At 73.1% G+C, this 23,529-nt stretch carries 18 protein-coding genes; 6 read left to right on the top strand and 12 right to left on the bottom strand.

The genetic code is table 11. The features are described from left to right. Positions 1 to 45: 45 nt before the first annotated feature. Entirely contained in the window at positions 46 to 1,428 is a 1,383-nt protein-coding gene (locus ACTFAP_RS07540; protein WP_390116409.1) for a glycine--tRNA ligase, read from the top strand. Positions 1,429 to 1,509: 81 nt separating this feature from the next. Here the strand turns inward: ACTFAP_RS07540 and ACTFAP_RS07535 are convergent, their stop codons facing one another. The 3 genes from ACTFAP_RS07535 to ACTFAP_RS07525 form a co-directional block, all read right to left on the bottom strand. Beyond that, on the bottom strand, positions 1,510 to 2,094 hold the full coding sequence (locus tag ACTFAP_RS07535; RefSeq protein ID WP_500468563.1) for a Uma2 family endonuclease: 585 nt from the start codon (positions 2,092 to 2,094) through the stop codon (positions 1,510 to 1,512). 94 nt (positions 2,095 to 2,188) lie between these two features. Continuing rightward, positions 2,189 to 2,776, bottom strand: a complete 588-nt coding sequence (locus tag ACTFAP_RS07530) for a TetR/AcrR family transcriptional regulator (protein ID WP_500468562.1) — start codon at positions 2,774 to 2,776, stop codon at positions 2,189 to 2,191. Positions 2,777 to 2,825: 49 nt separating this feature from the next. Continuing rightward, complete coding sequence (locus tag ACTFAP_RS07525) at positions 2,826 to 3,863, bottom strand: aldo/keto reductase (protein WP_500468561.1); 1,038 nt, start codon at positions 3,861 to 3,863, stop codon at positions 2,826 to 2,828. Between the two features lie 132 nt (positions 3,864 to 3,995). Here ACTFAP_RS07525 and dusB point away from each other — a divergent pair, with 132 nt between their 5' ends. Next, a complete protein-coding gene (gene dusB / locus ACTFAP_RS07520) occupies positions 3,996 to 5,135 on the top strand; it encodes a tRNA dihydrouridine synthase DusB (protein WP_500468560.1) in 1,140 nt (379 codons plus the stop codon). A gap of 64 nt (positions 5,136 to 5,199) precedes the next feature. Here dusB and ACTFAP_RS07515 read toward each other — a convergent pair whose 3' ends face one another. After that, a complete protein-coding gene (locus tag ACTFAP_RS07515) occupies positions 5,200 to 6,741 on the bottom strand; it encodes an outer membrane protein assembly factor BamB family protein (protein ID WP_500468559.1) in 1,542 nt (513 codons plus the stop codon). A gap of 219 nt (positions 6,742 to 6,960) precedes the next feature. Here ACTFAP_RS07515 and ACTFAP_RS07510 point away from each other — a divergent pair, with 219 nt between their 5' ends. Next, positions 6,961 to 8,436, top strand: a complete 1,476-nt coding sequence (locus ACTFAP_RS07510) for an AfsR/SARP family transcriptional regulator (protein ID WP_500468558.1) — start codon at positions 6,961 to 6,963, stop codon at positions 8,434 to 8,436. Positions 8,437 to 8,803: 367 nt separating this feature from the next. On the opposite strand, the gene ACTFAP_RS07505 is transcribed toward ACTFAP_RS07510, so the two are convergent. From ACTFAP_RS07505 to ACTFAP_RS07490, 4 genes are all read right to left on the bottom strand, one after another. Next, positions 8,804 to 10,030 (bottom strand): Cmx/CmrA family chloramphenicol efflux MFS transporter, encoded by a 1,227-nt coding sequence (locus ACTFAP_RS07505; RefSeq protein ID WP_500469427.1) that lies wholly within the window; start codon positions 10,028 to 10,030, stop codon positions 8,804 to 8,806. A 305-nt stretch (positions 10,031 to 10,335) separates the two neighbouring features. Further along, on the bottom strand, positions 10,336 to 10,842 hold the full coding sequence (locus ACTFAP_RS07500; RefSeq protein ID WP_495683944.1) for a tetratricopeptide repeat protein: 507 nt from the start codon (positions 10,840 to 10,842) through the stop codon (positions 10,336 to 10,338). A 34-nt stretch (positions 10,843 to 10,876) separates the two neighbouring features. Next, the gene (locus ACTFAP_RS07495) at positions 10,877 to 12,844 is read right to left on the bottom strand and encodes an amylo-alpha-1,6-glucosidase (protein WP_500468557.1); all 1,968 of its coding nucleotides are present in this window, start codon (positions 12,842 to 12,844) and stop codon (positions 10,877 to 10,879) included. Beyond that, complete coding sequence (locus ACTFAP_RS07490; RefSeq protein ID WP_500468556.1) at positions 12,807 to 14,309, bottom strand: MGH1-like glycoside hydrolase domain-containing protein; 1,503 nt, start codon at positions 14,307 to 14,309, stop codon at positions 12,807 to 12,809. The genes ACTFAP_RS07495 and ACTFAP_RS07490 overlap by 38 nt, the downstream gene beginning before the upstream one ends. Before the next feature lie 153 nt (positions 14,310 to 14,462). On the opposite strand from ACTFAP_RS07490, the gene ACTFAP_RS07485 reads away from it, so the two are divergent. Continuing rightward, positions 14,463 to 15,848, top strand: coding sequence for an ROK family transcriptional regulator (locus ACTFAP_RS07485; protein ID WP_500468555.1), 1,386 nt, complete (start codon positions 14,463 to 14,465; stop codon positions 15,846 to 15,848). Positions 15,849 to 16,162: 314 nt separating this feature from the next. Beyond that, complete coding sequence (gene ppdK, locus ACTFAP_RS07480) at positions 16,163 to 18,820, top strand: pyruvate, phosphate dikinase (RefSeq protein WP_500469426.1); 2,658 nt, start codon at positions 16,163 to 16,165, stop codon at positions 18,818 to 18,820. A gap of 180 nt (positions 18,821 to 19,000) precedes the next feature. Here ppdK and ACTFAP_RS07475 read toward each other — a convergent pair whose 3' ends face one another. Together ACTFAP_RS07475 and ACTFAP_RS07470 are read right to left on the bottom strand one after the other, a co-directional pair. Continuing rightward, a complete protein-coding gene (locus ACTFAP_RS07475) occupies positions 19,001 to 19,435 on the bottom strand; it encodes an ASCH domain-containing protein (RefSeq protein WP_495683940.1) in 435 nt (144 codons plus the stop codon). An 82-nt stretch (positions 19,436 to 19,517) separates the two neighbouring features. Continuing rightward, the gene (locus ACTFAP_RS07470) at positions 19,518 to 19,919 is read right to left on the bottom strand and encodes a hypothetical protein (RefSeq protein WP_500468554.1); all 402 of its coding nucleotides are present in this window, start codon (positions 19,917 to 19,919) and stop codon (positions 19,518 to 19,520) included. 324 nt (positions 19,920 to 20,243) lie between these two features. On the opposite strand from ACTFAP_RS07470, the gene ACTFAP_RS07465 reads away from it, so the two are divergent. Continuing rightward, on the top strand, positions 20,244 to 21,227 hold the full coding sequence (locus tag ACTFAP_RS07465) for a helix-turn-helix domain-containing protein (RefSeq protein ID WP_495683938.1): 984 nt from the start codon (positions 20,244 to 20,246) through the stop codon (positions 21,225 to 21,227). On the opposite strand, the gene ACTFAP_RS07460 is transcribed toward ACTFAP_RS07465, so the two are convergent. Both ACTFAP_RS07460 and ACTFAP_RS07455 read right to left on the bottom strand, forming a co-directional pair. After that, on the bottom strand, positions 21,200 to 21,889 hold the full coding sequence (locus ACTFAP_RS07460) for a response regulator (RefSeq protein WP_453856597.1): 690 nt from the start codon (positions 21,887 to 21,889) through the stop codon (positions 21,200 to 21,202). The genes ACTFAP_RS07465 and ACTFAP_RS07460 overlap by 28 nt on opposite strands. Further along, on the bottom strand, positions 21,886 to 23,496 hold the full coding sequence (locus tag ACTFAP_RS07455) for a sensor histidine kinase (RefSeq protein WP_500468553.1): 1,611 nt from the start codon (positions 23,494 to 23,496) through the stop codon (positions 21,886 to 21,888). The genes ACTFAP_RS07460 and ACTFAP_RS07455 overlap by 4 nt, the downstream gene beginning before the upstream one ends. Positions 23,497 to 23,529 lie beyond the last annotated feature (33 nt).

Below are 23,529 nucleotides of genomic sequence, written 5' to 3'. Positions count from 1 at the left end.
GCCGGTAATCTGGGGCCACTCCATCGTCGTCCTGAAGAGAGCACCGTGGCCGCCGACAAGATCGACACTATCGTCAGCCTCAGCAAGCGCCGTGGCTTTGTCTACCCGTGCAGTGAGATTTACGGGGGGCAGCGCGCCGCCTGGGACTACGGTCCGCTGGGCGTGGAGCTGAAGGAGAACATCAAGCGCCAGTGGTGGCGCTCGATGGTCACCTCGCGCGACGACGTGGTCGGAATCGACTCCTCCGTCATCCTGGCCACCGAGGTGTGGGAAGCGTCCGGTCACGTCGCCACCTTCTCCGACCCGCTGACCGAGTGCACCTCCTGCCACAAGCGCTACCGCGCGGACCACCTGGAGGAGGCGTACGAGGCCAAGCACGGTCACCTCCCGACCGGTGGTCTGAACGACCTCAACTGCCCCAACTGCGGCAACAAGGGCACCTTCACCGAGCCCAAGCAGTTCTCCGGACTGCTCTCCACCCACCTCGGCCCGACTCAGGACTCGGGCTCGGTGGCGTACCTGCGCCCGGAGACGGCTCAGGGCATCTTCACCAACTTCGCCTCCGTGCAGCAGACCTCGCGGCGCAAGCCGCCGTTCGGCATCGCCCAGATGGGCAAGTCGTTCCGCAACGAGATCACGCCCGGCAACTTCATCTTCCGCACCCGCGAGTTCGAGCAGATGGAGATGGAGTTCTTCGTCAAGCCCGGCGAGGACGAGCAGTGGCAGATCTACTGGATGGAGCAGCGCTGGAACTGGTACCGCGGCCTCGGTATGCGCGAGGAGAACATGCGCTGGTACGAGCACCCCAAGGAGAAGCTGTCGCACTACTCCAAGCGCACCGCCGACATCGAGTACCGCTTCAACTTCGGCGGCTCGGAATTCGGTGAGCTGGAGGGCGTGGCCAACCGTACGGACTACGACCTGAGCGCGCACTCCAAGGCGTCGGGCCAGGACCTGAGCTACTTCGACCAGGAGGCCGGCGAGCGCTGGACCCCCTACGTCATCGAGCCGGCCGCCGGTGTCGGCCGGGCGATGCTGGCGTTCATGCTCGACGCCTACGTCGAGGACGAGGCGCCCAACGCCAAGGGCAAGCTCGAGAAGCGCGTCGTGATGCGCTTCGACCCGCGGCTGGCCCCGGTGAAGGTCGCGGTGCTGCCGCTGTCCCGCAACCCGGAGCTGTCCCCGAAGGCGAAGGGGCTGGCCACCGCGCTGCGCCAGCACTGGAACATCGAGTTCGACGACGCGGGCGCCATCGGCCGCCGCTACCGCCGCCAGGACGAGATCGGTACGCCGTTCTGTGTCACCGTCGACTTCGACACCCTGGAGGACAACGCGGTGACCGTGCGCGAGCGCGACACCATGAAGCAGGAGCGGGTCTCGCTGGACCAGATCGAGTCCTACCTGGCGAGCCGCCTGATCGGCTGCTGAGCCGGTCGCACCCGCCGCGAGGCAAGGCCGTGGCCCGGCCCCCGTCACCGTACGGGGGCCGGGCCACGGCCGTGTCCGGCGTCACCAGCCCGAGGTGTCCAGCGGGCAGTCGAACGGCTCCGGAAGCTTCACCGTCGGACCGAACAACACGGTGTTCTGCTGTTGGTAGCCCTGCGGGGACGGTGCCGTGTACACCGTGAGGCTGCCCTTCTGCATGTCCACGAGGAGATAGACCGGGATGCCCGCCACCCCGTAGCACTCGACTTTGTCGTACCGGTCCACGTCCGCGGTGGACGCCGAGGTCAGTTCGGCGACGAGGGACAGGGCATGGCCGGGCAACCGCGAACTCCGGATCCGGGTGGCCTCGGCATCCGCCACGTGAAGGTCCGGGCCGAAAGCGCGACTCATCCCGGGAAAGACGTAGAGGCACCGGGCCAGGCTCACCCGACGGCCTTCGGGCAGATGCGGCCGGAGCTGGTCCACCAGGGAATCCATGATGTCCAGGTAGTAACCCTGCGACCATGGCGACATGATGATCTTTCCCCCGGTGATCTCAGCCCGGTACCCCTCGGGTACCTCCATTTCTTCCAGCGTCTGGCACAGCACGTCGAACAGTGACGGTGCCGGGGGCTGTATCGGCGTCGGTCGCTCTATCACCGTCGTCATGATGCACCTCTTCGGACAGTCGGCCAGTAACCACACAAAGTGTAGGGATGGCTACTGACAGCGCCCTGCGGTTCGCCCGGGGCGCCCTGTCCGCTCAGGCCCGCAGGCCGCGGATCACCAGGGCGCTGACCGCCTCGAAGGATTCCTGGACGTCGGGCGCGGACCACTCGGCGGCGTGCGAGGGCTTGTGGAAGGAGGCCGTGGCCCGGAAGACGGCGCGGGCCGTGGCGGGGGCGTCCGGGGGTCCGGCGGCGAACTCCCCCGAGGCGCGGCCCGCTTCGATGATCGCGGTGAGCTGGCCGACGAGGTCGGCTATGTGCCGGGAGACCGTCTCGCGCTGCTCCTCGGCCAGCACCTGGTAGGTCGCGAAGAGTTCCGGGTCCTCCACGGCCTTGCGCCGCTTCGCCGCGAACAGGGCCCGCAGCCACCGCTCCAGGCGGCCGGCGGCCGGCCCCTCGCCGGTGGCGATCGCCGCCAGTTCGCCGGTCGCCCGCTCCAGCCAGCGCCGGGTGACGGCCTCGCGCAGCTCGGCCTTGGTGCGGAAGTGGCGGTAGACCGTGCCGTGGCTGACCCCCAGGGCGCGCGCCACGTCCACCACCGTGGCCTTGGCCGGGCCGTAGCGCCGCAGCACATCCTCGGTGGCCCGCAGGATGTCCTCGGGGGTCAGCGGCTCCGGCGGCATGGGTCCTCGGTTCGTGGTGCTCGGTTCGTGGTACTCGGGTCGGGGTCGGTCAGCTCTTCTTCTCGCTGTCCAGGTGGGCCATCTGCTCCGCCGGGTAGCGGTCGCCCGCGGCGGCCCCCGGCGGCACCGCCGCCCCGATGGCGGCCAGATCACCGGCGTCGAGCGTAACGTCCAGCGCGCCCAGGGCCTCACTGAGCCGCTTCCTGGTACGCGAGCCGACCAGCGGCACGATGTCCTCGCCGCGGGCCAGCACCCAGGCGATCGCGAGCTGGGCGACGGAGACGCCGCGCTCGTCGGCGATCGCCCGCAGGGTCTCCACCAGGCCGAGGTTGTGCCGCAGGTTGTCGCCCTGGAAGCGCGGGCTCGCGGTCCGGAAGTCATGGGCGTCCAGCGCGCGGTCCGGCTGCCAGTGGCCGCTGATCAGGCCGCGCGAGAGCACGCCGTACGCCGTGACGCCGATGCCCAGTTCCCGGCAGACGGGCAGGATCTCCTCCTCGATGCCGCGCGAGATCAGCGAGTACTCGATCTGCAGGTCGCTGATGGGCGCGGTCGCGGCGGCGCGGCGGATGGTGTCGGCGCCGACCTCGGAGAGGCCGATGTGCCGTACGTGTCCGGCGCGGACGAGGTCGGCGATGGCGCCCACCGTCTCCTCGATGGGCACGTCCGGGTCGACGCGGGCGATGCGGTAGATGTCGATGTGGTCGGTGCCCAGGCGCTGGAGGGAGTAGGCGGCGAAGTTCTGCACGGCGGCGGGCCGGCCGTCGTACCCGAGGAAGCCGCCCTCCACGCTGCGCAGGGCCCCGAACTTGACGCTGATCAGCGCGCGGTCGCGCAGGTCGGCGGAGAGTCCGCGCAGCGCCTCGCCGATCAGCATCTCGTTGTGGCCCATGCCGTAGAAGTCGCCGGTGTCCAGCAGGGTGATGCCGGCTTCCAGGGCGGTGTGCAGGGTCGCGACGGACTCCTCGCGGTCGGCGGCCCCGTAGAGGGCGGACATGCCCATGCAGCCGAGGCCGAGGGCGGAGACGGGTACGCCGGGGGAGGTGCCGAGAGTGCGGGTGGGTACGGCCGGGAGAGGTGTGGCTGTCATGGTCCGAGCGTGACACATGGAATGACAGATTTCAAAATCTGTCATTCCATGTGTCGGAGGTCATCGGCCGGCGGCCGGCGCCCGCCCACCCGGCGCGGCGGAGCAGCGCGACACGTACGGGACAATGGGGGGATGACCGCACCGCCCCTCCAGATCGGACCGCACACCGTCGACCCGCCCGTGGTGCTCGCCCCCATGGCCGGGATCACCAACGCGCCGTTCCGCACCCTGTGCCGGGAGTTCTCCGGGGGCCGGGGCCTGTTCGTCAGCGAGATGATCACCACCCGGGCGCTGGTCGAGCGCAACGAGAAGACCATGCAGCTCGTCCACTTCGACGCCGCCGAGAAGCCGCGCTCCATCCAGCTGTACGGCGTGGACCCGGTCACCGTCGGGCGGGCCGTGCGCATGATCGCCGACGAGGATCTCGCCGACCACATCGACCTGAACTTCGGCTGCCCCGTCCCCAAGGTGACCCGGCGCGGCGGCGGCTCCGCCCTCCCGTACAAGCGGCCGCTCCTGCGCGCCATCCTGCGGGAGGCCGTGCGGCACGCGGGGGCGCTGCCGGTGACGATGAAGATGCGCAAGGGCATCGACGACGACCACCTGACCTACCTGGACGCGGGACGGATCGCCGTCGAGGAGGGCGTGACGTCCATCGCGCTGCACGGCAGGACCGCCGCGCAGCACTACGGCGGGCAGGCCGACTGGTCGGCCATCGCCCGGCTGAAGGAGGCCGTGCCCGAGATCCCGGTGCTCGGCAACGGCGACATCTGGACCGCCGACGACGCGGTACGGATGATGCGCGAGACCGGCTGCGACGGCGTCGTCGTGGGGCGCGGCTGTCTGGGCCGGCCCTGGCTGTTCGGCGATCTGGTGGCCGCCTTCGACGGGCGCGGGCCGCAGGCGTACGCGCGGCCCTCGCTCGCCGAGGTCGCCGAGGTGATGGTGCGGCACGCCCGGCTGCTGGGGGAGTGGCTGGGCGACGAGGCGCGCGGTGTCATCGACTTCCGCAAGCATGTCGCCTGGTACACCAAGGGCTTCTCGGTCGGCTCGGAGGCCCGGCGCCGGCTGGCGGTGGCCGGGTCCCTGGACGAGCTGGCCAGCCTGCTGAACGAGCTGGACCTGACCCAGGAGTGGCCGGCGGGGGCGGACGGCCCCCGGGGCCGCACCTCGGGCCGTAACCGGGTCGCGCTGCCCGACGGCTGGCTGGGCGACCCGTACGACTGCGCGGGGGTGGCGGCCAACGCCGAACTGGACACCTCGGGGGGCTAGCCGCGGCCCACCGGCGGGCCCGGCCCGCGCCTGCCCCGGCGGGCACCCGCGGACCGGGCGGGTGTCACGGCGTCGCGTCCCCCGCGCCGTCCGCGCCGTCCGCCGGCTCGGGGAGGGTGCCCTGCGGTCCGTAGGCCGCGATGTCGGGCTCGGCCGAGTGGTCCGCGTGGCTCAGGACCAGCTGCCCGTCGGTGAACGCCACGTGGGTGGTGCCCGGCAGAAGGAGATCGTCCGTCCTGAACAGCGGCTCGGCCGTCTCCCCGTGCGGTGCCAGCCGCACCACCTGGCCCGCCTCTCCCCGGTAACCCGCCTGGTGCACGAGGATGCCGGCGCCGTCGGTGCCGATGACGAGCTGACGGGTGATGTGCTCCGGCAGGTAGGACCACAGGAGTTCACCGCCGGCGAGATCGTACGCCGTCACCACGGGGTCGCCGGAGAACGTGCCCGGTGAGGTGTAGAGGGTGTTCCCGTTGACGACCATGCCGCCGCAGTCGTCCAGCGGGCTGTAGACGACCGTGCCGGTCAGGCAGTGCGACTCGATGACCAGCCCCATGTCGTCGGGGGAGAACCCGATGCCGGTCAGCGGTATCTGGCGGGCGATCGCGCCGTCCTCGACGACGGCCAGCTCCAGGTTGCCGCCGAACTGCTCGTCGCGCAGGAGCACCGTGAGCGGTGCGCTGCTGACGACCTTGGACAGCCACCTGCCCCGGGGCAGATCCAGGCTCCACCGGGTGTCCCCGGTGTCCGGGTCGATCTCCTCCAGCCGGAAGAACGGATCGGTCAGCCGGGCGCTGTCCGCGTCGATGACGGTGGCGCAGGTGCGCCGTCGCAGCAGGGTCTCGCCGCCGGCCACGCCGTCCACGGCGCAGATCTCGCTGTCGGTGACCAGCGGCCTCTCGCGGGTGTAGTCCGTGTCGTTGACGTCCTCGTTGAACGTGTTGTACATCGCGCCGCCCGAGGAGATGACCTCACCGTCCGCGACGCGGTGCAGGGTCCAGCCGCCGACCGTCTGGGTGGCGTACGAGGATTCCGTCATCGCGATCTCGAAGCTGAGCGGGTTGCTCTGCGGCTCCAGTCGCTGGCTCCAGCCGGTCTCGCCCGAGGTGAGATCGATCCGGGTGACGTTCTGGCCGCAGTTGTTCTCGCCGTGGCCGACGACGATCACCCCGTCCGACGTGGCGGTGGTGGGGGTGCACAGGTGGTTCCCGTCGAGGTCGAGCGTCCACACCGGGGAGCCGTCGGCCAGCGCGTACGCGGTCAGCACGGTGCCGGCGGCCTTGACGAGGGTGTCGCCGACCATCCAGTGGCCGTTCGGGGACGCGGAGGCGTTCTCGCCCTCCTCGTTGACCGACCACACCTGCCCGCCGGGCGTGGCGGGGTCGACCGCCACCGGAGGGCCGCCGCTGTCCTCGTCATCGGAGTTGAGCAGAAACCAGGCGCCGCAGACGACCAGTGCCAGGACGAGGGCGATGGCGAGCGCGGGGACCAGCGGGGAGCGCCCCTTGCCCGGCGGCGGGCCCGGTGGACCGGGCGGACCGGGCGGCCAGGCCTGGCCCGGATAGGGCGCCGCCGGCGGCGGCCCCCCGGCCGGTGGCTGCGGAGGCACCTGCGGGTGGGGCTGTCCGGGTTGGTGGCCGTAGGGTCCCGGCTGCCCGGGCTGGGGGTGGTAACCGCCTGACATATGTCTTCCGTAACGGTGTGGGGTGGGACGGCAGCGCGCCGGGCGCCGGTCACGTCGCCCCGGTAAGAATGTGGGGCACCGCTTTCTCCGCGCTTTCATGGCGGACGGAGCGGGTTCGGGGGCTCGGGGGAGGAGAACACAGTCATGGAATTCGTGCTGCTCGGCTCGATGGAGATCCGGCGGAAGGACGGAACGGAGGAGGTGTCCGGCCGGCTGCGGCGCACCCTGCTGGGCGTGCTGCTGGCGCGGGCCGGCGAGGCCGTCCCGGTGGATGTGCTGACCGGCGCCCTGTGGGGCGACCACCTGGACGAGCGCGCCGGGGCGAGGCTCCAGCTCCATGTCCACCGGCTGCGGACCGTGCTCGGTGACCGCGACCGCCTCAGCTTCGGCCCGGACGGCTACCGGCTGCGGACGCTGCCGGGGGAGGTGGACGCGGAACGCTTCGAGACCCTGACGGCCGAGGGCATGGAACTGGCGGAACGGGACCCGCTGCGGGCCGCCGCCGTGCTGCGCGAGGCGCTGGGGCTGTGGCGGGGCGAACTGTTCGCCGGCCTGGACGTGCCGCTGCTCGGCGACTGGGCGCACCGGCTGACGGAGCGCCGGCTCGCGGCGTACGAGGCGCTGTACACGGCGGAGCTGGCGGGTGGTGCCGGCGCGGGCGGCGGTGTCGTCGCGGAACTCACCGCCCTGGTGCGGGAGCATCCGCTGCGCGAACGGCTGCACGGGCTGCTGATGACGGCGCTCTACCGTTCCGGGCGGCGGGGGGAGGCGCTGGCGGTCTACCGGGAGGCCAGAGAACATCTGGTCGCCGAGCTGGGGCTGGAACCGGGGCCGGAGCTGCGCGAGCTGGAGCGGCGCGTCCTGGCCGGGGAGCCGGTGGGGCCCGCCCGCCGTGCGGGCGGCCCGGCACCGTTGCCGCCGGCGCAGCTTCCGGCCGACGTGCCCCGGTTCACCGGACGCGAGGCCGAACTCGCCGCTCTCGACCGGCTCCTGGCCGGGGCGCGGACCACGGGTCCGCTGCCGGTCGTGGTCGCGGGCACGGCGGGGGTCGGCAAGACGGCCCTGGCGGTGCACTGGGCGCACCGTGCGCGGGCGCGTTTCCCCGACGGTCAGCTCTATGTGGACCTGGCCGGTGACGGGCCGGACCGGCCCGTCACGCCCGGGGAGGCACTGGCCGGATTTCTGCGTGCGCTGGGCCCGGAGGGCGGCACCGCGCTGCCACGGGAGACGGCCGAACGAGCCGCCCGGTTCCGTACCGTGCTGGACGGGCGGCGCCTGCTGGTGATCCTGGACAACGCGCACAGCGCGGAACAGGTACGGCCGCTGCTGCCCGGCGGAACCTCGTGTGCCGTGCTGGTCACCAGCAGGAACCCCCTCACCGGGCTCGCCGTGTGGGAGGGCGCCCACCGGCTGAGCCTGGAACGGCTGCCGCCGGCGGACGCCCGCGTGCTGATCCGTGCGCTGCTCGGAACGCGGGCCATCGCCGAACCCCGTGCCGTGGACACGCTGATCGAACGGTGCGCCAGGCTGCCGCTCGCGCTGCGGATCGCCGCCGAGCTGGCCCGCTCCCAGCCGTCCCGCACCCTGACGGAGCTGGCCGGCGAACTCGCCGACCGGTGACAGGGGGTGGGGTGACGGTGGGCCGGGGCGAGGGCGGGTTCACCGTCCTCGCTACGGGCCGCAACCGTTGACGGGCGTCGTGTGCCCGGGTCCGGGCGGGGCGGCCGGGGTGCGGGGCGGACCCCGTACCGGGGTGCGCGGCCGGTACGGGAGCTGGTGAGTCGCGGCGGGGCCGCAGCGGTGACGGGTGCGCCGCGCAACGGGGCCCGGGAGGGGTGCCCGGCGCGCGGGGCGGCCCCCCGTACCGGGGGTGCGCGGCCGGTACGGGACTCGGTCGGTCGCGGCGGGGCCACCACCGTTCACGGGTGCCGTGCGACGGCGTCCGGGCGAGGCGGCCGGGGCACTACCGGCCCCGGCCGCCCGGACGTTACGCGTCGGGAACGGTCCGGCCCTCGGGCGCCGGGGTCGTCGCCGGCGGCGGTGTGGCCGTGCGGGCCCGGGCCGCCGCCGCCCCGGCGGCGGTCAGCAGGGCCGCCGTCACCAGCGCCGCGCTCACCCACAGCGGGGCACGCAGGCCCAGCCCGGCCGCGATCACGACCCCGCCCAGCCAGGGGCCCGCCGCCGCGCCGATGTTCAGGCAGGCGGTCGCGAAACTGCCCGCCAGGGTCGGGGCACCGGCCGCCGCGTACAGCACCTGCGAGATCAGGGTGCTGCCGACCGCGAAGGACAGCGTGCCCAGGACCGGCACCAGGACGAGCACCGCCACCGGGTGGGCGGCGCTCAGCGCGAACACCGCCCAGCCGGCCGCCAGCGCCACCCCGCCCCCGGCGAGCAGCGGCACGGGCCGAGTGTCGGCGAACCGGCCGCCGATCCGCACCCCCAGGAACGACCCGATCCCGAACAGCGCCAGCAGCCCCGGCACCGCACCGGTGCCCAGCCCGGCGACATCCGTGATCACCGGTGCCAGAAAGGTGAACGAGCAGAACGTCGCCCCGTTGACCAGCGCGCCCAGCAGCAGCGTCACCAGCAGCCGGGGCGCGCGCAGCACCCGCAGCTCGGCGCGCGCGTCGAGCGGGGGTCCGTCCGTGGCGCTGCTCCCCGCGCCCTTTGGAGCGCCCGGCACGGACGTCAGCACGGCGGCGATCGCCGGCAGCGTCACCAGCGCGACCGCCCAGAACGCCGCCCGCCAGCCCCACAGCTGGCCGAGCAGCGCCCCGCCGGGAACCCCGGCGACGCAGGCGAGCGTGGTGCCGCCGAGCAGGACGGACAGCGCCCGGCCCTTGGCGTCGGCCGGGACGAGCGCGGTGGCGGTGGTCAGCCCGACCGCCATGAACCCGGCGTTCGCCAGCGCCCCGGCGACCCGGGTGGCCAGCAGGACGGCGAAGCTGTCGGTCAGCGCGCCGACGACATGGACGAGGACGAAGACGGCGAGGAACCCGGCGAGTGTCGCGCGGGGCGGCAGACGCCGGCAGAGCAGCGCCATCAGCGGCGCGCCGACCGCCATGCCGACGGCGAAGGCGGAGGTCAGCAGCCCCGCGTCGGAGAGGGAGACACCGAGATCGGCCGCGATGTCCGGCACCAGGCCGGCCAGCATGAACTCGGAGGTGCCCTGGGCGAAGACCGCCAGCGCGAGGAGATGGACGGCGGGCGGCATGGGGTCCCTGGGGTGGCCAGGCATGAGAAGGCTCCGTGAGTGATCGGTGGATACCGGTGGGAACACGGCACCGGTCGATCGGGGGCGGCACGGAAGGAGCGTCGATCGGCACGACGGAAGCGGACCCGCGCGGAACGCACGAAAGCGCGAACGTACGAACGCGCGGACAGCGGGGGCACGGCACACGGCACGGCACAGCACAGAGCGTGCCGGAACAGGTGATCCGTCGAGGAGGGCTCGGCCGGCGCCACCGGATGACCGGTGGCTAGCTTCTGGACGCCTCGGGACTCGACATGCCGGTCAGGCTAGCAGCCTTCCTTCTCCAGGTCGTCCAGATATCCGGCCACCGAGGCCCGGTAGCGGCGCAGATGCGGGGTGAGGGTGCGCAGTGCCAGCAGCGCCGCCTCCCGGTCCCGGCCCAGGTCGAGCAGGGCGAGCGCGGCGAACGTGTTGATCTCGTCCGTCAGCACCCCGTGCCCCGCCGCGCGTTCCGCTTGCAGCAGTGCCGCGCCTTCCTCGGCCCGGCCCAGATTGCGCAGCGTGCCGGCGTACTGGACGGCCGCCTGGACACGCAGTTCCCCGGTGAGGCCCGCGGCGAAGGCTTCCTCGTAGAGTCCGGCCGCCGCTTCCTCGCTGTCGGTGGCGTCGTGGGCGGAGGCCAGCTCGAACAGGGCGCGGGCCTCGCCCGGCCGCTCGGCCGCCAGCGCGGCCATCCGTGTGCGGAAGGCAGCCGGTTCGAGGTCGTCGCAGGCGTCCCACAGGGCCGCCAGCCGCTCGTCCCAGCCGCCCTCGCGCGTGTCGTCGGTGCTCATGGAGCCCGACCCTCGCACGGCGCGGAGCCGGCCGTCACCTGGTTTGTGCGGCCGCGGCCGGCTCCCGTACGGCCGGCGTCGCCGCGCCGACCGCCGTGCGCAGCGCCAGGGGCGCCGCCGCCGACCACGCCTGCGGCGAGCAGGCGTGCGGGTAGGGCACCGGGCCGAGCCGGTCCTCGCGGTCGTACCCGGCGATCACCTCGGCCAGCCGCCACCCGCTGCGCGCCGCCACGTCCACGATCGCGCCGGCCACCGTACGGGCCTGCTCGTGCAGCCCGTACCGGGCCAGGCCGAGCGCGGCGATGGCGTTGTCGTGCGGCCACACGCCGCCGCGGTGGTAGGACAGCGGGTGGTACGCGCCCTGGCCGGCGGCCACGGTGCGGATGCCCCAGCCGGAGAAGAAGTCGGGGGACAGCAGCCGGCGGGCGACGGCCTCGGCCCGGTCCTGGTCGAGGATGCCGGACCACAGCAGATGGCCCGCGTCCGAGCCGAGGGCGTCCGCGCGGCGGCCGATGCCGTCCAGCGCGAGGGCGGGGAAGCGGTCGGCGGGCAGCCAGAAGTCGTTGAGAAAACGGTTCCGCAGCTGGTCGGCCCGCTCCTGGAGCCCGTCCGCGTAGCCGGCGTCGCCCCACACCGTACGGGCCAGGCGCGCGGTACGGGTCAGCGCGTCGAACGCGTATCCCTGGGCGGTGGCCGCGCTGATCACGCCCTTGGCCGGGGAACCGTCCGTGAAGCAGATCGCGCGGGCCGAGTCCTTCCAGCTCTGGTTGGCGAGCCCGCCCTCGTCGGCCCGGTAGCGCAGATAGCCGTGCTCCTCCAGGCCGCCGTCCGTCAGCATCCAGCGCACCGCGGCGCGGGCGTGCGGTTCCAGGCGGCGGGCCAGCTCCGGGTCGTGGGCGGCGGCGTACGCGTCGAGCAGCACCAGGAAGAGCGGGGTGCTGTCGACCGAGCCGTAGTAGCGGTCGTAGGGCACCTGCCGGAAGTGGGCCAGCTCGCCGTGCCGCACCTCGTGGACGATCTTGCCCGGCTGCGCGATGCGCGCCGGGTCGGCCTCGCGGGCCTGGGCGGCGGCGAGCGCCAGCAGCGTGCCACGGGCCAGCTCCGGGCGGTCGCGGAGGGCGAAGAGGGAGGTGATCAGGGCGTGCCGCCCCAGCAGGGTCAGGAACCACGGCACCCCGGCGGCCGGCACGTGAACCGTTTCTCCCTCCGGCCCGGTGGCGGCCATCCGCAGCCCGTCGAGGTCGGCGAGCCCGCGCTCGCAGGCCCGGTCCAGCTCGGGCCAGCCGGACGGGGTCACGCCGTGCGGTGCGCCGTCCTGCGGAGCCGCCGGCTGCGGGACGGCGGTGGCGGGCACGGGTTCCGGCGCCACGTGCGGATGGGCGGTGACCCGCAGCAGCAGCTCCGCGGTGCCGTGCGGCGGGAGCCGCAGCACCCAGCACAGCCGGCGCGCGCCGCTGCCGGTCTCCTCGACGGCGTCGGGGGCCGGGTCGGTGGTGACCACCGTGCGGGCCTCCCAGTCGCGCCGCCGGTAGCCGAACTCGACGCCGTCCGGCAGCGCCTGACGGGTGCGTACCGCGTGCGGCTTCTCGTACCAGCGGTGATCGGAGCGCAGCTCGAACTGGTCGGCGAAGTCGGCGTCCACGGTGAGCGCGAGTAAGACGGTGGATTCCTCGCCCCGGTTGCTGCGCAGCCGCAGCACCTCGGTCAGGGCGGCGGTGGAGACGGTCTGCTGCCGGAAGACGGTGTGGGCGGGCGCCTCGGCCCGGCTGCCCGGGCGGGTGACCACGGTGGTGGCGGTGGCGGTCAGCTCGTCGGAGGCGGGCACCAGGACGGTCGGGGTGCTGCCGTCGATCGTCAGCTGCCAGCGGCTGAGATGCCGCGCGTCCCGCGCGAACAGGCCGTCCGGCCAGGCACCGCGTTCGCCGGTGATGTCCCCGGAGGGGCCCACCGCCGCGAAGGTCCCGTCATGGACGAGCTGTTTGTGGTGCGTGGTGGTGGTCACGAAGCCCCCCTGCGGCCTGTGGCTCGGAATGCTCGGTCGGTGTGGTGGTGGCAGTGCGGGTGGAGCCGGTGGAGCCGGTCGTGCTCGTGGCGCCGGTGGCCAGGCTGTCGGTGGCGCCCTGGGCCAGCAGATCGATGGTGAGCGCGGCCGTCCAGCCGAAGTCGCGGCTGCCCCGGGCCGCGCCCGTGTACGGGTCCACGTACTCGGTGAAGTCCGACGCGACGGCGGCCCGCAGCATGGCGGCGCGCAGCTCGGCGGCGCGGCGCGGCTGCCCGTACCTGCGCAGCCCGCGTTCCAGCAGCCAGTTGACGTTGAACCAGGCCGGGCCGCGCCAGTAGCGGCTGGCGTCGAAGGCGGCGCCGGTCAGCGCGTAGCTGGGCGCCATGGCGGTGATGCCGCCGAGGCCGAAGTGCGGCCCGGTGAGGGTGTCGATCAGCGCCCGGGCGACCGGGGCGGGCAGCCCCGGCACGATCAGCGGGATCAGCCCGGCCGCGCTGCGTTCGCGCACCCGTGACCCGGCGCGTACGTCGAAGCTGAAGAACTGCCCGGCGTCCTCGTCCCACAGCCGCTCGCGCAGCGCCGCGGTGCACTCCTCGGCGCGCACCAGGTGGGCGGAGGAGTCCTCGCCGATCTCCATCGCGATCTCGGCGAGCGCGTGCTCGGAGGCGATGAGCAGGGCGTTGAAGGCCGGGTCCTCGACGGCGAAGGGGTGCGGGGCGAGATCGTCGCGGTACCCGTGGTCGCGGTAGTCGAGGGCGAGCCGTACGTACTTGCGGTAGTCGAGATCCGTCGGCCGGTCGCAGGGCGCGCCGTGGGCGAGGTCGGCGCGGGTGAAGGAGCCGGGGGCGGCGGGTGGGACGGCGGCCAGCGGCTGGTCCCAGCTGGGGCTGTTGTCCATGCCGGATTCCCACGGATGGACGATCGAGGCCAGGCCGTGCCCGCCGAGGTCGCGGCGCTCGGTGAGGTAGCGCTGCCAGGCGGCCAGCTTGGGGTAGACGCGCACGAGGAAGCCGCGCCGCTGCGAGGTGTCGGGGTCGGCCTGGTGCACCAGCCAGGCGGCGAGCGCGTGGATGGGCGGCTGGACGATGCCGGAGGTCTCGGGGGCGGTCGGGGCGCCGGCTCCCGCGCCGCGTCCCGCGGTGGTGCTGCGCCAGAAGTCCGGGCTGGGGAAGTAGGCGGCGAGGGGCACCTCGGGGTGGAACACGATGTGCGGGATACGGCCGTCCCCCCACTGGGCGGCGAGCAGGGTTTCCAGCTCCTGCTGGGCGCGCAGCGGGGACAGGTGCCGCTGGCCGATGGCGATGAAGCCGGAGTCCCAGCTCCACTGGTGCGGGTAGAGGCTGTGCGAGGGGATGGTGGAGGAGCCGGTCCAGTTGTCGAGGAGTACGTGGCAGGCACCGTCGTAGGCGCTGATCGCGTCGGGGGTGAGGGGGTGGAGGGTGCTGGTCTGTTCGGCTCGTTCCACGTGAACTCCGGAAGCAGGTTCGGGGCCACCGTTTTTGTCGATGACACCGTAGAGTTACGTCTACTTAACACGCAAAAGTAGCGCTGTAATATCTCCATCACAAGATGAAGTGGCGAACGTCATCAGATCGCGACCGGAGATGGACCGGTGCCCATGAACCAGCCCAAGCCCATGAACCAGGCGAGCGCGGGGCATCTGCTCCGGCTGATCCGCCGGGGGCAGGCGGGTACCCGGGGGGAATTGCAGCGGGTGACGGGACTGTCACGGTCCACCGTCTCCGCCCGCCTCGATCAGCTGTTCCGGGCCGGCTGGGTGCGCGAGCACGCCGGCGATCCGGTGGCGGATCCGACCGGCGGGCGCCCGGCGGTCCGACTGGAGTTCGACGGGTCGCACGCGGTGGTCCTGGTTGCCGACCTGGAGACGCGGAACGCCCGCGTGGCCGTGCTGGACCTGAGCGGCGAGGTGCTCGCCGAGCACGCGGGGCGGCTGCTGATCGACGACGGGCCCGCGGTGGTCCTCGACCGGCTCGGGGCCTGGTTCGCGGAGCTGCTGACGAAGGCCGGCACCGGCATGGAGAAGGTGTGCGGCGTCGGTCTCTCGGTGCCCGGGCCGGTGGACTTCGCCTCGGGGGAGATCGTCCAGCCGCCGATGATGCCCGGGTGGGACGGATTCCCGGTGCGCGAGGCCCTGCGCGCGGCGCTGCTGCGCCACGCGGGCGGCGGCGCGGGTGGCCGCGCGGGCGAGGGCGAGCTGCCCGTCCTGATAGAGAACGACGCCAATGTGATGGCGTACGCCGAGCAGCGCCTGGGATTCCCGGACTGCTCGGCGTTTCTGCTGGTCAAGGTGTCCACCGGGATCGGCGCCGGGGTGGTGGTCGACGGTGAGATGTACCGGGGCATCGACGGCGGTGCCGGGGACATCGGGCACATCCGGCTGAGCGGGTTCCCCGACGCGCTGTGCCGCTGCGGTTCGTACGGCTGTCTGGCGGCGGTGGCCAGTGGCCGGGCGCTGGCGGAGCAGCTCACGGCGGCCGGGGTGCCGACGGCCTCGGGGTCCGGGGTGCGCGACCAGCTGGCGATCGGGCAGCCGGACGCGGTGCGGCTGGCGCGGGCGGCCGGGCGGCAGGTCGGGGAGGTGCTGGCCACCGTCGTGACGCTGCTGAACCCCGGGGTGCTGGTGATCGCCGGGGATCTGGCGGGGCCGCCGTTCCTGACCGGGGTGCGGGAGCTGCTGTACCAGCGGGCGATGCCGCGGACCACGGCGGAACTCCAGGTGGTGACGGGCCGGCTGGGGGACCGCGCGGGCCTCGCGGGGGCGGGCGCGATGGTGGTGGAGTACCTGTACGCGCCGGACCGTGCGGATGCGCGGCTGGCGGCCCGGGCGGAGGTGCGGGAGGCGCCGGCCGTACCGGCCGTACCGGCCGTGCCGGACGTGCCGGACGGGCGGGGTGCGCGGGACGTAGGGGAGTTGCCGCACCCGGGGGACGGCCCGGCCGTGCGGTCGGGGCCCGTCGCGACGCCGTTCCTTCCGGGTCGCTGACCGGCCCCTGACCGGTCGCCCGGCCGGCCACGGCGGCGCCTTCCTCTGCTCCTCTTTACCTAATCTTTCCCCTTCTCCGCCGGGCACTTCGCGCTGCTTGCAGGCATATATCCAGCTTTTGTGCGCGCGGAGTTCCCCACTTATGATGGAGATAACGCTCAGATGAGCGTTCGCCGGGGTACTCTCCCGCTGTCAGGGCAGACAGCACCACCCCCCGGATCCCGTCCGGGGGTCCCTCAGAGGAGTCGAGTCTCGTGACGCAGACCGTGGAACCACCCTCCATATCTCCACCGTCCGTCCCTCCCACGCAGCCGGTGAAGCTGGTCTACGACTTCGCCGAAGGCAACAAGGACCTGAAGGATCTGCTCGGCGGCAAGGGCGCCAACCTGGCCGAGATGACCCGGCTGGGGCTCCCCGTCCCGCCCGGCTTCACCATCACCACCGAGGCGTGCCGCGCCTACCTGGCGAACGGCACGGAACCGGCCGGCCTGCGCGACGAGGTGAGTGCGCACCTCGACGCGCTGGAACGGCGGATGGGCAAGCGGCTCGGGCAAGGGGCGGATCCGCTGCTGGTGTCGGTGCGCTCGGGGGCCAAGTTCTCGATGCCCGGGATGATGGACACCGTCCTCAACATCGGACTGTCGGACGCCTCGGTGGACGCGCTGGCGGCCCAGGCCGGGGATGAACGTTTCGCCTGGGACTCCTACCGGCGGCTCATCCAGATGTTCGGCAAGACCGTGCTCGGCATCGACGGCGAACTCTTCGAAACAGCGCTGGAGGACGCCCGCCGGGCGGCGGACGCCGCCACGGACGTGGACCTGGAGGCCAGCGAACTCCGTGCCCTGGTCGACACGTTCAAGTCCATCGTGCGCGAGCGGACCGGCCGGGACTTCCCGCAGGACCCGCGCACCCAGATGGACCTCGCGGTACGCGCCGTCTTCTCCTCCTGGAACGGCGACCGGGCCCGCCTCTACCGCCGCCAGGAACGTATCCCGCACGACCTGGGCACCGCCGTCACCATCTGCGCGATGGTCTTCGGCAACCTCGGTCCCGACTCCGGCACCGGCGTCGCCTTCACCCGCGACCCGGCCACCGGACACCAGGGCGTGTACGGCGACTACCTCCCCAACGCCCAGGGCGAGGACGTGGTGGCGGGCATCCGCAACACCGTGCCGCTCGCCGACCTCGAACGCCTGGACCCCGACTCGTACACCGGGCTGCTGCGCATCATGGAGGTGCTGGAGAACCACTACCTCGACCTGTGCGACATCGAGTTCACCATCGAGCGCGGCACCCTGTGGATGCTCCAGACCCGGGTCGGCAAGCGGACCGCGGCGGCGGCCTTCCGGATCGCCACCCAGCTGCTGGACCAGGGCCTGATCGACGAGCGCGAGGCGCTGCGCCGGGTGACCGGGAACCAGCTGGCCCAGCTGATGTTCCCCCGGTTCGACGTCTCGGCGGCGGAGACCGACGTGCTGGGCAAGGGCATCGCCGCCTCTCCCGGCGCGGCGGTCGGCGCGGCCGTCTTCGACTCCGCGACGGCGGTGGAACGGGCGGCGCGCGGCGAGGCGGTCATCCTGGTGCGCCGCGAGACCAACCCCGATGACCTGGACGGGATGCTGGCCGCGGCGGGCATCCTGACCTCGCGGGGCGGCAAGACCTCGCACGCGGCCGTGGTCGCCCGTGGCATGGGCAAGACCTGTGTCTGCGGCGCGGAGGGGCTCGACGTGGACACCGGGCGGCGCCGCTTCACCACGGCGGACGGCCGGGTGATCGAGGAGGGCGAGATCCTCTCGATTGACGGCACGAGTGGCACCGTGCACCGCGGCCGGGTCCCGGTCGTACCGTCCGCCGTCGTCGACTACTTCGAGCACGGCAGGGGCACGGACGACGACGACCTGGTCCGCGCGGTGGACCGGATCATGCGGTACGCCGACCGCGTACGGCGGCTGGGCGTGCGCGCCAACGCCGACACCACCCAGGACGCGGCCCGCGCCCGGCGGTTCGGCGCGCAGGGCATCGGGCTGTGCCGTACCGAGCACATGTTCCTCGGCGAGCGCCGGGACATGGTGGAACGGCTCATCCTGGCCGGGTCGGACGCGGACCGGGAGGCGGCGCTGGCGGCGCTGCTGCCGTTGCAGCGGGGCGACTTCACCGAACTCTTCGAGGCGATGGACGGCCTGCCGGTGACCGTACGGCTGCTGGACCCGCCGCTGCACGAGTTCCTTCCCGACCTGACCGAGCTGTCGGTACGGGTGGCCACCGGGGACGACCCGCACGACCGGGCGCTGCTGCCGGCCGTGCAGCGGCTGCACGAGCAGAACCCCATGCTGGGGCTGCGCGGCGTCCGGCTGGGGCTCGTCGTACCCGGCCTGTTCACCATGCAGGTACGCGCCATCGCCGAGGCCGCGGCCGACCGCCGGGCGGCCGGCGGGGACCCGCACGCGGAGATCATGATCCCGCTGGTGGGCACGGTCCAGGAACTGGAGATCGTGCGGGACGAGGCGGAACGCGAGATCGCCCGGGTGGAGAAGGCCCGCGGCATGGAACTGTCCCTGTCGCTGGGCACGATGATCGAGCTTCCCCGGGCAGCGCTGACGGCGGGTCAGATCGCCGAGTCCGCCGACTTCTTCTCCTTCGGCACCAACGATCTGACCCAGACCGTATGGGGCTTCTCCCGGGACGACGTGGAGGCGAGCTTCTTCTCCGCCTACCTGGAGAAGGGGATCTTCGGCGTCTCGCCGTTCGAGACGATCGACCGGGACGGCGTCGGCGCCCTCGTGCGCACCGCGGCCCGCGCCGGCCGGGCCGCCCGCCCGGACCTGAAGCTGGGCGTGTGCGGCGAACACGGCGGCGACCCCGAGTCGGTGCACTTCTTCGACGAGGTGGGCCTGGACTACGTGTCCTGCTCGCCCTTCCGCATCCCCGTGGCCCGCCTGGAAGCAGGCCGGGCGGCGACGGCGCGCGCCTAGCGACGCCGGAGCCACCGGGACGTCCGCCACCCCGACCCTCACCCGGCGGAAGGTCCCGGCCCCTCACGGGGACCCCGGGGGCGGCGCCTGTGCGGAGGCGCCGCCCCCTTTTGCCTTGTTCCCGGGCGTGTTACCCGCGTCGATCACCCGCGTCGTCCGCCGGGTGACGGCCCGGGCGGTTCACCCGGGAGGAACCGCCCCGGGAGTGATGAGGCGGAAGCGCTCCAGGACGACGGGCGTGGTGTCGTTCACCGTGAACGCGGGGTCGCCGAGTGCGGCGCGCAGCTCGGGGCCGTGCCAGAACTCCTCATGCCCGGCCCGCCAGTCGGCCACGGAGGTGTAGCCCTCGCCCTCGTCCACCGCGTGCGCGAGATCCACCTCGCCCAGCGGGACGACCCGGACCTCCGTCACCTCGATACCGGCCACCCGCCGCCCCGCCGAGTCGACGACGGCGCGGCGGTCGCCGACCCGGGGCAGCGGCTCCCCCTCGCATGCGTACGCGCTCACCAGACCGGTGGTCGACGTCTTGGAGCCATCGAGAATCGCCGCCACCAGCAGGTCGCGCAGCGGCCCCGGAAAGCCGAACTCGGCCGGGGGAAGCACATCGAGATCCATGCCGTGACCCTACTGACCGTACGGGTGTGTCCCGTCGGCCGCCCCGGCGGCGTCCCGCGGGGAAAGGCCGTGCCCCGTACGCCTACTCGACCGGCGGGCAGGTGCCGGTTTCCTCGCCGATGGTGTTGATCTCGGCGTTGGAGCGGGAATCTCCCGCGTAGTTGATCTGGTCGGTGCAGCTGAGGCCGGGCTCCTTCGGGGTGCCGTCCCCTGCGTCGTCCCCGGCCTCCGCGCCTTCGGTGCCCTCGGGTTCGGGGCAAGTGCCGGTCTCCTCGCCGATGGTGTTGATCTCGGCGTTGGACCGCGAGTCCCCCGCGTAGTCGAGCTGGTCCGTACAGCTCTGCGCGGGATCCTTGGGGGCGTCGACCGAGGAGTCGGCCCCGGACGAGGAGGAGCCCTCGGTGTCATCGCTGTCGCAGGCAGTCAGGGCCAGGGAGGCAGCCACCGCGGCGATGGCCAGCACCGAGATCTTCCGAACGCGCATTGCTCTTGTCCTCCGGGGGTGGGGGACCCTGCTCGTGCGAGCGGGGCTGCTGTCTCTGCGGACATCGGCCCGGCTGCCCCGGTTGCACTACACCATGCCTCAGGACACGTTCGTGACACACCCACGTGAATGAGCCCGGCGCGGTCGGGGGGTTACCGCCGAGGAAAGCGGCTTGGTCAGCAGCGGAGGCCGCTCATGGCCGTTCGCTGATCCCCCCGTCCCCCGAGGCGCCGAGCACCCCTACCTTGGTGGACGGAGCACCGGTGCGGCCAATCATTTCGGCGTACGCTGAAAAACCAAGGTCACACGCCTGGGAGGTGCTCGTTGCTGCGCATCCATGTCACGGGGGAGGACCTGGCCCGGATACGCCTGGCGGACCGGCCGGATCCGATGTGGGAGACCGTCCTCAGCTCGCTCCGTTTCCGGGACCGGCGCGGACCGGCCTCGTACGGGCGGTGGCGAGGGCAGGTGCGGGGGCGCTTACGGGCACTGCCGCACACCCTGCGGGCACTCATTCCCCTCGGCGGTTACTTCCCGGACTTCCTGACCCCGGTCACCGCCGGCCCCGACTGGGAGGAGCGGGTCGACCTGCTGCGCTCCACGCCCCGGCGGCAGTTGCGGGCCGAGATGCTCACCCTCGACGCCGAGTCCGCCGTCGCGCTGCCTGGCTGGGTACGGGAACTGGCCGACGGAGAGCGGGAGACGCTCGACAAGGTCGCCGGTGACCTCGACCGTTACTACCGGTCCGCGATCGCCCCGCCCGGTATCTGGTCCGCCGTCCAGACCCAGGTGGACGCCGACCGCGCCCTGCGGATCCGGCATCTGACCTCCGGCGGCATCGAGGGGCTGCTGCACGGGCTGCGTCCCGTGCTGCGCTGGGAGTCACCCGTCCTGGAGGCGGACTACCCCGTTCCGCGCGAACTGCGCCTCGAAGGACGTGGGTTGCTGCTCATCCCGTCCTTCTTCTGCTGGCGCCACCCGGTGACGTTCTACGACGACGGCCCCAACCCGGTGCTGGTGTACCCGATCCAGCACACCGCGACGATCCTGCCCGGCAGCGCCGCGCTGGGGCGGCTGATCGGCGCCACCCGCGCCCGGGTGCTGCGCTGCGTCGGGCACGGCGCCACGACCGGCGATCTCGCCCGGCGCGCCGGGATATCCGCCGCGTCCGCCAGTGAGCACGCCGGCGTCCTGCGCGAGGCGGGGCTGGTGATGTCGGTGCGGCGCGGCAACGAGGTGCTGCACACCCTCACCCCGCTCGGCACCGAAGTGCTGCCCACTCACGCGCTGGGCGCCGACCAGTGGTAGCGCCGTTCGGGGCGGCCGGTCGCCCCGTACCGCAGCCGCACCCCCACCTGCCGGGTGGAGACGAAGTATTCGAGGTAGCGGCGCGCGCTCACCCGTGACAGACCGCTGCGGACGGCGCACTCCGCCGCCGACAGATCCTGCGCGGGGTCCAGCGCGGCGAGGGTGTCCCGGATGAGCTGGGCCGTCTGTTCGGAGAGCCCCTTGGGCAGCCGGGGCGGGGTACGGGAGGCCCCGGCGCCGAACACCCGGTCCACGTCGTCCTGTCCGGGTACGGCGATGGCCGCCAGCTCCTGCGCCCGCCGCGCGTAGTCCCGCAGCCGTTCGGCCAGCACCGGCGGGTCGAACGGTTTGATGATGTAGTGCACCGCCCCGCCGCGCAGCGCGCCGCGTACCGTCTCGGCCTCCCGGGCGGCGGTGATGACCAGCACGTCCACGTCCGAGTCCTCGTCGGCGCGCAGGTCGCGCAGCACCTCGAGACCGCTCATGTCGGGCAGGTAGATGTCCAGCAGGACGAGATCGGGGCGCAGCGCGGCGACCAGCGCGAGCGCCTCGGCGCCGGTACGGGCCTCCCCGACGACCGTGAAGCCGGGGACCCGCTCCACCAGCTTGCTGTGCAGCCGGGCCACCATGAAGTCGTCGTCGACGACCAGCACGTTGATCATGAGGAGGCCGCTCCTTCGCGGTCGGCGTCGCGCGGCAGCCTGGCGGTGAACGCGGCCCCGTCGACGGTGACCGCCCCGCCGCGCCGGGTGCACACCAGGCGGGTGATGGCCAGGCCCAGACCGCGGGTGGCGTCGGCGGCGGTGGCCTTGGTGGTGAAGCCGTGCCGGAAGATCTCCTCGGCGAGTTCGGGGGCCACCCCGGGCCCCGAGTCGGTGACCGTGAGCCTGACCTCCGCTTCCGTCTCGGTGAGGGCGATCTCCACCCATCCGGCGCGGCCCGCGCCGCGCACCGCGTCCAGGGCGTTGTCCACGAGGTTGCCGACGACCGTGACCAGGTCGGAGGCGAGAGTCTCGGGGACCGGGCCGAGCGCGCTGTCGGCGGTCACCCGCAGGGCGGCGCCCTGTTCGGCGGCGAGCGACGCCTTGGCGATGAGCAGCGCGGCCAGCGACGGGTCGGCGATCTTCGAGATGACCTCGGCGGCCCGTTCGGTGTGCGCCCCGCTCACCCCCCGGACGTAGCGGGCCACCTCCGGGTACTCGCGCAGTTCGACGAGCCCGGCGATGACGTGCAGATGGTTGGAGAACTCGTGCGCCTGGGCCCGCAGGGTGTCGGTGGCGCTGCGGGTGGTCTCCAGCTGGTGCTGGAGGGCGGCTATTTCGGTCAGATCGCGCATGGTGGTCACGGACCCGGCGGACTGGCCCCGGGTGATCAGCGGCATCCGGTTGAGGGTCAGCACCCGGTCGGCAGTGAACACTACCTGGTCGTGCCCGGGGGACCGGCCGGTCAGCACGTCGTGCAGCCGGGGCTCGACACCGAGGTCGGCGAGGGTACGCCCGGGGGCGTCGCCCGGCAGCCGCAGCAGGTCCCGGGCCGTGTCGTTGACCAGGGTGACCCTGCCCTGCCGGTCCAGGCCGAGCACGCCCTCCTTGATGCCGTGCAGCATGGCCTCGCGGTGCTCGGCGAGCGCGGTGATGGCCTCCGGCTCCATGCCGAGGGTCTGCCGCTTGATGCGGCGGGCCAGCAGGTAGGAGCCGAGCGCGCCGAGCGCGCTGGCGATGCCGAGGTAGGCCAGCATCTGCGGGGCGGCGGCGGCGATGCGCTCGGTCAGGCTCTGGTAGTCGCGGCCGGCCGAGACGATGCCCAGCAGCCGCCCGTCCTCGCCGAAGACGGGTACGTGCGCCACCAGGGAGGTGTGGCCGTCCGCGGTGGTGATGCCGATCCAGGACCGGCCGCTGAGCACCTGTGATCCGCCCAGCGGCAGTTCGGTGCCGATCCGGCGCGGGTCGGCGGCGGTGAGCACGGTCCGGTCGGTGCCGGTGATCTCCACCGTGGAGGCGCTGGAGACGCTGCGGGCGTTCTCGGCGGCCGTCTGGAGGATGCCCTCGCGGTGCGGGTCGGAGAGGCCGACCCGGACCGCGTCCTGGGCGGCGACGGTCTCGGCGACGCTCAGCAGCCGGCCGCCCTCCGCCCGCCGGAACTCGGCGTCCGCCTGCGCGACGGTGACCGCGGCGATGACGCCGAGGACCACCACGATCAGCCCCAGCTGCAGCACCAGGAACTGTCCGGCGAGGGTGAGGCGGGGCAGCCGGGCGCGTACCGATATCACTGGCTCCGCCTCCCTTCTTCGGACATGCGCTGG

The sequence above is a fragment of the Streptomyces sp. PH9007 genome (assembly GCF_059813725.1).
This window is presented reverse-complemented; position numbering and strand designations above follow the sequence as displayed.